At 33.4% G+C, this 9,029-nt stretch carries 7 protein-coding genes; 4 read left to right on the forward strand and 3 right to left on the reverse strand.

Annotation, left to right across the window (positions count from 1 at the left end; translation table 11 throughout):
* Nucleotides 1-8: 8 nt before the first annotated feature.
* Complete coding sequence (locus tag QZN33_RS03100) at nt 9-2,585, forward strand: CDP-glycerol:glycerophosphate glycerophosphotransferase (protein WP_296789463.1); 2,577 nt, start codon at nt 9-11, stop codon at nt 2,583-2,585.
* On the opposite strand, the gene QZN33_RS03105 is transcribed toward QZN33_RS03100, so the two are convergent.
* Both QZN33_RS03105 and larB read right to left on the reverse strand, forming a co-directional pair.
* Nucleotides 2,575-3,135 carry a GNAT family N-acetyltransferase gene (locus tag QZN33_RS03105; RefSeq protein ID WP_296789464.1) on the reverse strand — a complete coding sequence of 187 codons (561 nt, stop codon included), beginning with the start codon at nt 3,133-3,135 and terminating at the stop codon, nt 2,575-2,577. The two genes, QZN33_RS03100 and QZN33_RS03105, sit on opposite strands and share 11 nt — an antisense overlap.
* 1 nt (nt 3,136) lies before the next feature.
* Nucleotides 3,137-3,898 (reverse strand): nickel pincer cofactor biosynthesis protein LarB, encoded by a 762-nt coding sequence (larB, locus tag QZN33_RS03110; RefSeq protein WP_296789466.1) that lies wholly within the window; start codon nt 3,896-3,898, stop codon nt 3,137-3,139.
* A 53-nt stretch (nt 3,899-3,951) separates the two neighbouring features.
* On the opposite strand from larB, the gene hypF reads away from it, so the two are divergent.
* Entirely contained in the window at nt 3,952-6,195 is a 2,244-nt protein-coding gene (gene hypF, locus QZN33_RS03115; protein ID WP_296789467.1) for a carbamoyltransferase HypF, read from the forward strand.
* Nucleotides 6,196-6,247: 52 nt separating this feature from the next.
* Here hypF and QZN33_RS03120 read toward each other — a convergent pair whose 3' ends face one another.
* Nucleotides 6,248-6,823, reverse strand: coding sequence for an ArsR family transcriptional regulator (locus QZN33_RS03120; RefSeq protein ID WP_296789468.1), 576 nt, complete (start codon nt 6,821-6,823; stop codon nt 6,248-6,250).
* A gap of 466 nt (nt 6,824-7,289) precedes the next feature.
* Between QZN33_RS03120 and grpE the strand changes: the two genes are divergently transcribed.
* Together grpE and QZN33_RS03130 are read left to right on the forward strand one after the other, a co-directional pair.
* Entirely contained in the window at nt 7,290-7,841 is a 552-nt protein-coding gene (grpE, locus tag QZN33_RS03125; RefSeq protein WP_296789469.1) for a nucleotide exchange factor GrpE, read from the forward strand.
* Between the two features lie 42 nt (nt 7,842-7,883).
* On the forward strand, nt 7,884-9,029 hold a 1,146-nt coding region (locus QZN33_RS03130), incomplete at its 3' end, for an Hsp70 family protein (RefSeq protein WP_296789470.1).

Consider the following 9,029-nt stretch of genomic DNA (forward strand, 5'->3'; position numbering starts at 1 on the left):
TGATTATAATGGCTGATTTTAAATTTTCAATTATAATAACAGCTTACAATGTGGAAGGATCGATTGAAAAAACAATCAGATCCATTATAAATCAGTCACTGAATTTCAATAAAAATACTCAAATAATTTTAATCAATGACGGCAGTAAAGACAACACAAAAGAAATTTGCGAAAAATATTCTTCTCTGTATCCTGAAAACATCAAATACATATATAAAGACTATGGAGGCAGAGGAATCAGCCAGAAATTAGGCTTAAAATTTGCAAAAGGAGAATATGTATCATTTTTAAATGCTGAAGATAACTATTCAAGAAACACATTAATCAGTGTTCTGGACCTATTTGAAAAACATGATGAAATCAATGTCATTTCCATCAAATCAAAATTTTATAACGATTTAATTGATAAAACTATAATCAACTCAAAATATGCGCAAACTCAGATACACAACCTGTTAAAAACACCGGAATTTTTTCAGCCTCAAGCAAAAACCTGCTTTTTTAGAAAATCTTCACTTGAAAATATCGAATTTTCCAAAGACTACAATCTCGCCGATGAAATTTTAATGGTAAACAAAATATTGCTGGACAATCCGAAACTTGGAGTCTGCAGTAACTGCGAATACAATATTACAATACCTCAAAACAAAAAATCATTATTAAACATAATTCCAAACCCGAAAGACCCTAAAAATGATAAGAACTATCCTCTTAATGATTTGCTTGAGCTGAGTTTGGAAAAATATGAGAGGATACCTGAATTTATTCAGCATACAATACTTAATTATTTCAATGAAGTAATTTTAAATGAATCTATAAACGATAAACTTAATAAAAAAGAAATCAGGCATATAAATGAAAGAATTAAAGAGATTTTAAAATATATTGATGAAGAAAATATCCTAAGCAATTATCAGATTGACATTAAAATAAAAGCATTTCTCCTATATTTAAAAAACGATTATTCTTATTCTGAAGACAATCAAATTAAATTAAATAAATACCTAAAATTAGACACAGTTTACATTGACATTTATGAAATTATTGATGATAAATTGTATATTCTTGCTAACATCAACTCCATTAATCAAAATGAAAGTGTTAATGTATATGTAAACAATATTAAAATTGAAAGCAGCACTGTTGAATTTCCGCAAAGGGAAAAATATTATCTAAACGAAAGATATCTTTCTAACCACACCTTTGAATTTTCCCTTCCGCTTGATGAAAATAAAGAATATAAACTCAAATTCAAAACATCAGACGGTCAGAAGCTGCACATTGACTTTTCAAGACCATGCAATTTCTCAAAAGTTGTGGGATATGCAAAGACTAAAAAATATCTGAGCTGTCTTGAAAATGATAAAATCATAATCAGCAAGAAAAAAACAACAACTTGGCTCAAAAAGGAAATAAAAACATTAGCCCATATGCTTATACACAGGGTTTCCGGTTTTGAAACCGCAATTCCAATAAGAATAATATATATGATTCTGTATCCCTTCCTTAAAAATAAACGCATATGGTTTTATATGGACTTTCCTACAATAGCTGATGACAATGGAATGCATCTTTTCAAATATTCCATAAAACAGGGTGATAAAGATATTAAAAAATATTTCATTGTAGATAAAAACACTCCTTACTATGAAAAAATGAAAAAAATCGGACCCACTATTGCTTATCACTCACTTAAGCACAGAATTCTAGGATTATTCACAGAAAAAATCATTACATCACATCCGGACAACAATTACATCTATGCTTTTTGGGGCCATTATCCTAATTTTGCAGGTCTTTTAAAATCAAGCACAATTTTTCTTCAGCACGGAATAACACTTAACAACATATCAAGCTGGTTAAATAAATATGATAAGAACCTTGATTTTCTCCTGACCGCTTCAAAAAAGGAATATGATTCCCTTTTCAAATATTATTATCATTACGATGAAAAAATTATCCAGCTTTTGGGATTTCCAAGATTTGACAATCTCACAGACGATAAGACAAAAACAATTCTTTTAATGCCTTCCTGGAGAAGATACCTGACAAATGAAAACAAATATACAATCAGTAATTCAAGCTACTTTAAGACATATAATGCGCTGATAAATAATGAGAAATTAATCCAAAAACTAAAAGAAAACAACTTTAAAATAATATTCAGACCGCATCCTCATGTTTATGATTTTATTGATCTTTTTGATGAAAATGAGTATGTTACAATAGACCATGAGAGAGGAAGTTATCAGGATCTGTTTAAAAAAGGAGCATTACTCGTAACAGATTATTCTTCAGTTTCATTTGATTTCGCCTATCTTAAAAAACCTGTGCTATATTACCATTACGGAGAAGATTATCATTTTAATCTGGAAGAAAGCTATTTTGATTATGAAACTATGGGTTTTGGTGAGGTCTGCCGTAGTGAAGATGAACTGGTTGAAATAATCGGTGAATATATGGAAAATGACTGTAAAATGAAAGACAAACACGTTAAAAATGTTGAAGATTATTTCCTGTTTACCGATAAAAACAACTGTATGAGAGTTCATGAAGCAATTAAAAAAATTCCCCCTAGAGAATGAACTCCATATTATACATTCCCCGCTCAAAACTACCTATTTTAACTCTTTTTTTATTGAACTGCCTAAATCCGATTGATTCATACAGTTTTTTTGCACCGGCATTTCTAAAATCAGCATCAAGGATTACCCGTTTATAATTTTTAGACCTGGCATAATCAATTACATCATGAAGGACTTTTTTGCCCATACCTTTACCCCTCTGGGACTCATCGATTGCAATTTCTGCAAGGTACAAATCATCCTTTTCAATATCGCATAAAACAAAATGGTCCAGGATATCTACAAGAATAAGCTGCCATGATTTGAAGTGGAACTCATGGCCACCACCTGACAGATAGATACTTACATAACCGATTATCTGATTGTTTTCATCTAAAATTACTTTAAAATAATTATTAGTATCCTTTTTTTGCAAATATTTTGAAATAGCTTTGACTGCTTTATCAGAGGATTTAAAAAACATGTCAAATGTTCTAAAATCAACATCATAAACCAAACGGGCAACATGGTTAACATCATGAATTTTAGGATCAAATGTCTCATAAATCAATTTAATCACTGTTTACAATAGTTAATGCAAAAACTCCTGCTCCAAAGCCATTATCTATATTTACAACAGCAATTCCCGGAGCACAGGACTGAAGCATTGCATCAAGTGCAACACGACCTCCTTCACCGACGCCGTAACCTACTGAAGTAGGAACACCGATTACCGGAACATCAACAAGACCTGCAACAACTGAAGGTAAAGCACCTTCCATTCCTGCACATACGATAAAGGCACGAACCCCTTCCTTAACCATATACGCTATTTGAGGAAAGAGCCTGTGAATTCCGGCAACTCCAATATCATATGAGGTAATGGCTTCACATCCACCTTCTTCAACGATTACACGGGCTTCTTCTGCAATGTTAATGTCAGATGTGCCTGCAGTAATAATTCCAATCTTTGCTGTTTTTTCATTTGTTTTTGGTTGCTTTCTAATAACCAGTATCTGTGCACGGGCGTTATAATCAAAAATAAATGAATCTTTTCCCACATCTTCTAAAATTTTTTCATATCTCTCTTGGGAAAGTTTTGTTATAATCAAATCATCATCGTTATTTTCCAGATATTTTTCAATTATTACAAGCAAATCGCCATAATCTTTGCTTGGTGAAAAAACTGCTTCGGGAAATCCTGTTCTCTCATTTCTTTTAATATCGAATTTGGCAATGTCATCAAATTCCAGAATATTATCCGCTTTCAGCAGATTTTCCGCCTCATCAATATTAATTTCGCCTTCAACCAATTTTTCAAGGATATCTTTCATATTATTATTATAGTATAAAATTTTATATAAAATTTAACTTAAATAATATATTTATGAAAGCTAGAAAGATTTTGACACAGGGCATAGTTCAGGGAGTGGGATTCAGGCCTTATGTATACAGGCTCGCATCCGAGTTGGGCCTTAAAGGATCCGTTAGAAACCTTGGAAATGTTGTTGAAATCATAGTTGAAGGCGAAAACAGTGAATTATTTATTGAAAGATTGCCTAAGGAACTGCCCCCAATTGCAAGAATCGACTCAATGAGTGTTGAAGATATTGAATCGGCGAATTACTCTAATTTTGAAATTATTGAAAGCAGGGATTCATATTCAGGAATCAGCGTGATTCCACCAGACATTGCAATCTGTGATAAATGTCTTGAAGAGATTAGAAATCCCAAAGACAGAAGATACAAATATCCTTTTAATGCATGTACAGACTGCGGTCCGAGATTTACAGTTATTGAAAGCGTTCCATATGACAGAATCCGAACATCAATGGAAGAATTTCCGTTATGTGACGACTGTCTTGTTGAATATAGAGAACCCCTAGACAGACGTTACCATGGAGAAGCCATTTGCTGCAGTGACTGCGGACCCCAAATGGCATTTTATGAAAAAAGCGAAAGAATCAACAGCGATAATCCTATTAAACTGGGAGCTCAAAAACTGGAAAACGGAGAAATCCTGGCAATAAAGGGAATCGGAGGAACACATCTGGTTGTTGATGCATATAACGATGAAGCAATAAAAGAGCTGAGAAGACGTCTGAACCGTCCGAACCAGGCCTTTGCAGTAATGACTAAAGATCTGGAGTCCGTTCAAAAATATGCCCGGCTATCCGAAAAAGAAATAAAAACAATGACCTCCAATAAAAGGCCAATTGTTATTTTAAAGAAAAATGAAGAATATCCGTTTCCGGAATCCTTGTCTCCGGGGCTTCACAACATCGGAGTGATGCTTCCATACTCACCTATGCATTATTTGCTATTTGATGAAAGCTCTATCGACACATTTGTTATGACATCTGCCAATACTCCCGGCGAACCGATGATGATTAAAAATGAAGATATAATCAACGGAGTCAATGATTATTCCCTGGTTCATAACCGTAAAATATTAAACAGATGCGATGATTCAGTTATCAGATTCAGAAACAATGAACTGTCATTTATAAGACGGTCCAGAGGTTACACCCCAGAACCTTACACAATAAACTACAAAGTCAACGATTCAAATGTCCTTGCGTTAGGCCCTGAGCTTGACGTGACATTTTCCATAGCTAAAGACAATATTGTTTATCCGTCACAGCATATCGGAAATACCAATAAACCTAAAACATTGGAATTTCTAAAACAGGCTATTGAGAATATGGAAAGGATTACAAAAATCAATGAGTTTGATGTTGTTGCATGTGATTTGCATCCTCATTTCTTTACAACAAGACTGGCTTATGATTTAGCTGAAAAATATGGCGCTGAAGTAAAACAGATTCAGCATCACCATGCACATTCCGTAGCTTTGGCTAATGATCATTCAATTGATGAAATGATTGTTATTGCAGCAGACGGCGTAGGTTACGGAAGTGACGGGACCAGCTGGGGAGGAGAAATCCTCTACACCAACATTAACGATTTCGAAAGAATGGGCCATCTTCAAAGCCAGCTGATGCCCGGAGGTGACGTTGCAACCAGATATCCTGCAAGAATGCTTGCAAGCATATTGGACGATTCCGATTTAATCATGTACTATTCAAAATATTTCAAATATGGAGATATGGAAATAAAAACATTATTCAAACAACTCGAATCCGGGCTTAATGTAGGCAAAACCACAAGTACCGGAAGAGTTCTTGATTCAATGGCAGTGGCTCTGGAAATTGCTCATGAACGAACCTATGAGGGAGAGTGCTCCATGAAACTTGAATCATGCGCATTTTACTCCAAAAAGGATATTGAAATCCCATACCATATTGAAGATAATGTTTTGAATACCACAGAAATCCTCAGAGAAGTTGTAAGGCTATATCAGAACGGAGAAAATAAGGCAGATGTTGCAAGGGCAGGCCAGAATGCAGTTGCTAACGGACTGGCTGAAATTGCAATTAATGCAGCTGATAAAAAGAATATTGCAGATATCGGAGCTACAGGCGGCGTATTTTACAACGAAGCCATTACAGATGCCATTAAAAATCGTATTGTCAGTGAAGGTTATAATTTTATCCAGCACACCAACACATGTGCGGGAGACGGTTCTGTCTCTTTAGGACAGGCAATAATTTCTAAAAAACAGGTTTAAATGGTTTAAATTTTAATTTAAACCATTAAATAATGACCACCAAATATTAGTTTTATCTATGTTTTAAAGTTCTCTCAAGAATGTACTCAGCTCTTTCCTTAAGATTTCCGTACAGTCTTATCTGATTTTTCAGCTCATCGATAGCTTCAAGCTGACCGGCATCAATTCTTTTTTCAATATCTAAAAGTTTTGACCATTCATCCCCTGAAGGCAATTGAAGAGTGTTGAGCATATCTTCTGAAAGGTTAACATCAAAAGTGTTCTTATTGATGGTAATGTGAATGTTTACTTCATGCTGCAAATCATAATATTTACGCGGACGACCTCTCAGGATTTTCTTGTAAGAAGAGTTTAAAATTCCGATATCTTCCATTGCTCGCAAATGTTCAATAATAGCTTTCTGACCAATATCCAGCTCATTGGATATTTCACTTACAAACATAGGCTCTTCTCTTAAAAGATTAATGATATCTCTTCTAGTTTTACAACCCATTACGTCAAGTATATCTTCTTTATCAATATCTCCCAATTGGTCGTTATAGTTTCCTCTAATTTCTATGTGGCCATTAGAAGAATTGACATCTCTATGATATTTATCATTTTTTTCAATGTCATTACTATGTGTCATGATTATAGATTATATTAACACTATTATATAAAACATTGCGTTTTTGTTACAAGTTGTAAGAAAAGTTAAAAAACGATTATAATCAGTTTAATTTGAATAAGTACAGCATAAATTTAATAAAATAATTTTATAAAATAATATTTTTATAATTTTAAAAAAATAAAAAATTTAAAATCTTTATATACTAAACAAACCTCATAAAATAGAAATAGACCTCAATTTTTTGGACTTTTTTTATCGAAAGGTTTATATAACTTTTTGTTACTATAATAATGTAAGAGAAAGATAACTTTTTGTTACTTTAATATTTGGTTCGGAAAAACTTGAAGTAATAACTCTGATTGATGAACCATTTTCCTATATGTCCATAAATTCCCAAAAACCAATATTAAAGAACAATAAGAAATATTCTCGGTAAAAAGAGTTATTGCCCAAGTTTTTCAAAAAAACACTAAAAGGTGTACATATGACTGACGAAAATAAAAGCGAAACTGAAGTTAGCAAAAAAGATCTTCAAGAAAAATACGAGGAACTTCTCGAAGAGGTAACTCAGAAAAGTGAAGAAATAGAAAAACTCAAAGAAGATCTTGAAAAACAAGAAGGTGAAACTCAAGAGTATATTTCACTATCCCAAAGACTCCAGGCAGATTTCGAAAATTTCAAAAAAATAACCGATAAACAAAACAAAGAAATCATTAAATTTGCTAATGAAAATATATTAAAAGAGTTTTTAGACTGTTATGAAGATTTCGGTAGAGCTTTAGAAGTTGAAGATGACAAAAACTTAAGAGAAGGCATAGAACTTACTTATAACAAATTTAAAGATATTTTAGCTAAAGAAGGCGTTGAAGAAATACCTGCAAAAGGTGAAAAATTCGATTTGAATAAACATGAAGCATTAATGGTTCAAAAATCAGATGATGTTGAAAACGGATACATCATTGAAGAATTGATGAAAGGCTACATGTATAAAGATAAAGTTCTGAAATACTCAAAAGTTATTGTTTGTAAAAAATAATGTTTATTAAATAATTCATGAAAAAATAATAAGGTGATAATTATGTCTGATACTAAAAAAGAAAAAATTATTGGAATTGATTTAGGTACAAGTAACTCAGCAGCATCTGTACTTGTAGGAGGAAAACCAACAACCATTCCTTCCGCTGAAGGAGCAAGCCAATACGGTAAATCTTTCCCAAGTTATGTTGCATTTACTGACGACGGACAAATGTTAGTTGGAGAACCAGCAAGAAGACAAGCAGTTACCAACCCGGAAAATACTATAAGCGCAATCAAAAGAAGTATGGGTACTGATCACAAAGTTACTGTAAACGGAAAACAATATTCTCCACAGGAAATTTCCGCATTCATCTTACAAAAAATTAAAAAAGATGCTGAAACCTTTTTAGGCGAACCTATTGAAAAAGCTGTAATTACCGTACCTGCATACTTTGACGATAACCAAAGAACCGCAACTAAAGACGCAGGTACCATTGCTGGACTTGACGTTGTAAGACTTGTAAACGAACCAACCGCAGCAAGTTTAGCTTACGGTCTTGATAAAGCTGAAGAAGACGACATGAACATCATGGTTTACGATTTAGGTGGAGGTACCTTAGACGTAACTATTATGGAATTCGGTGGAGGAGTATTTGAAGTAAGATCCACCAGCGGAGACACCCAACTCGGTGGTACCGATATGGATAATGTATTAATCAAATACCTGGCTGATGAATTCAAAGCACAGGAAGGTATTGACTTAATGGATAATGATCAAGCAGTACAAAGGTTAAGAGAAGCTGCTGAAAAAGCAAAAATCGAATTATCCACCACTACAACCACTGAAGTAAACTTACCATTCATTGCAATGGGAACTGATGGAACCCCTAAAAACTTAATCATTTCACTCACCAGAGCAAAATTAGAAGAATTAGTTGACCACATTGTTGAAAAATCAGGTAAACCAATGCAACAAGCATTAGATGATGCTAAAATGAGCAAATCTGAAATTGATAAAATCATCTTAGTTGGTGGACCTACCAGAATGCCAATTGTGCAAAAATATGTAGAAAAATTCATAGGAAAACCAGTAGAACGTGGTATTGATCCAATGGAATGTGTATCCATGGGTGCTGCTATTCAAGGAGGAGTATTAGCCGGTGAAATTAAAGACATCGTTCTTTTAGATGTAACTCCATTATCTTTA

Source organism: uncultured Methanobrevibacter sp., from assembly GCF_900314615.1.
Classification (GTDB): Archaea; Methanobacteriota; Methanobacteria; order Methanobacteriales; family Methanobacteriaceae; genus Methanocatella.

What these genes read in the sequence shown, in the direction of transcription:
- QZN33_RS03100 (WP_296789463.1), top strand. Translation starts at nt 9, where the DNA reads ATGGCTGATTTTAAATTTTCAATTATAATAACAGCTTACAATGTGGAA.
- larB (WP_296789466.1), bottom strand. Translation starts at nt 3,898, where the DNA reads ATGAAAGATATCCTTGAAAAATTGGTTGAAGGCGAAATTAATATTGAT.
- QZN33_RS03120 (WP_296789468.1), bottom strand. Translation starts at nt 6,823, where the DNA reads ATGACACATAGTAATGACATTGAAAAAAATGATAAATATCATAGAGAT.
- hypF (WP_296789467.1), top strand. Translation starts at nt 3,952, where the DNA reads ATGAAAGCTAGAAAGATTTTGACACAGGGCATAGTTCAGGGAGTGGGA.
- grpE (WP_296789469.1), top strand. Translation starts at nt 7,290, where the DNA reads ATGACTGACGAAAATAAAAGCGAAACTGAAGTTAGCAAAAAAGATCTT.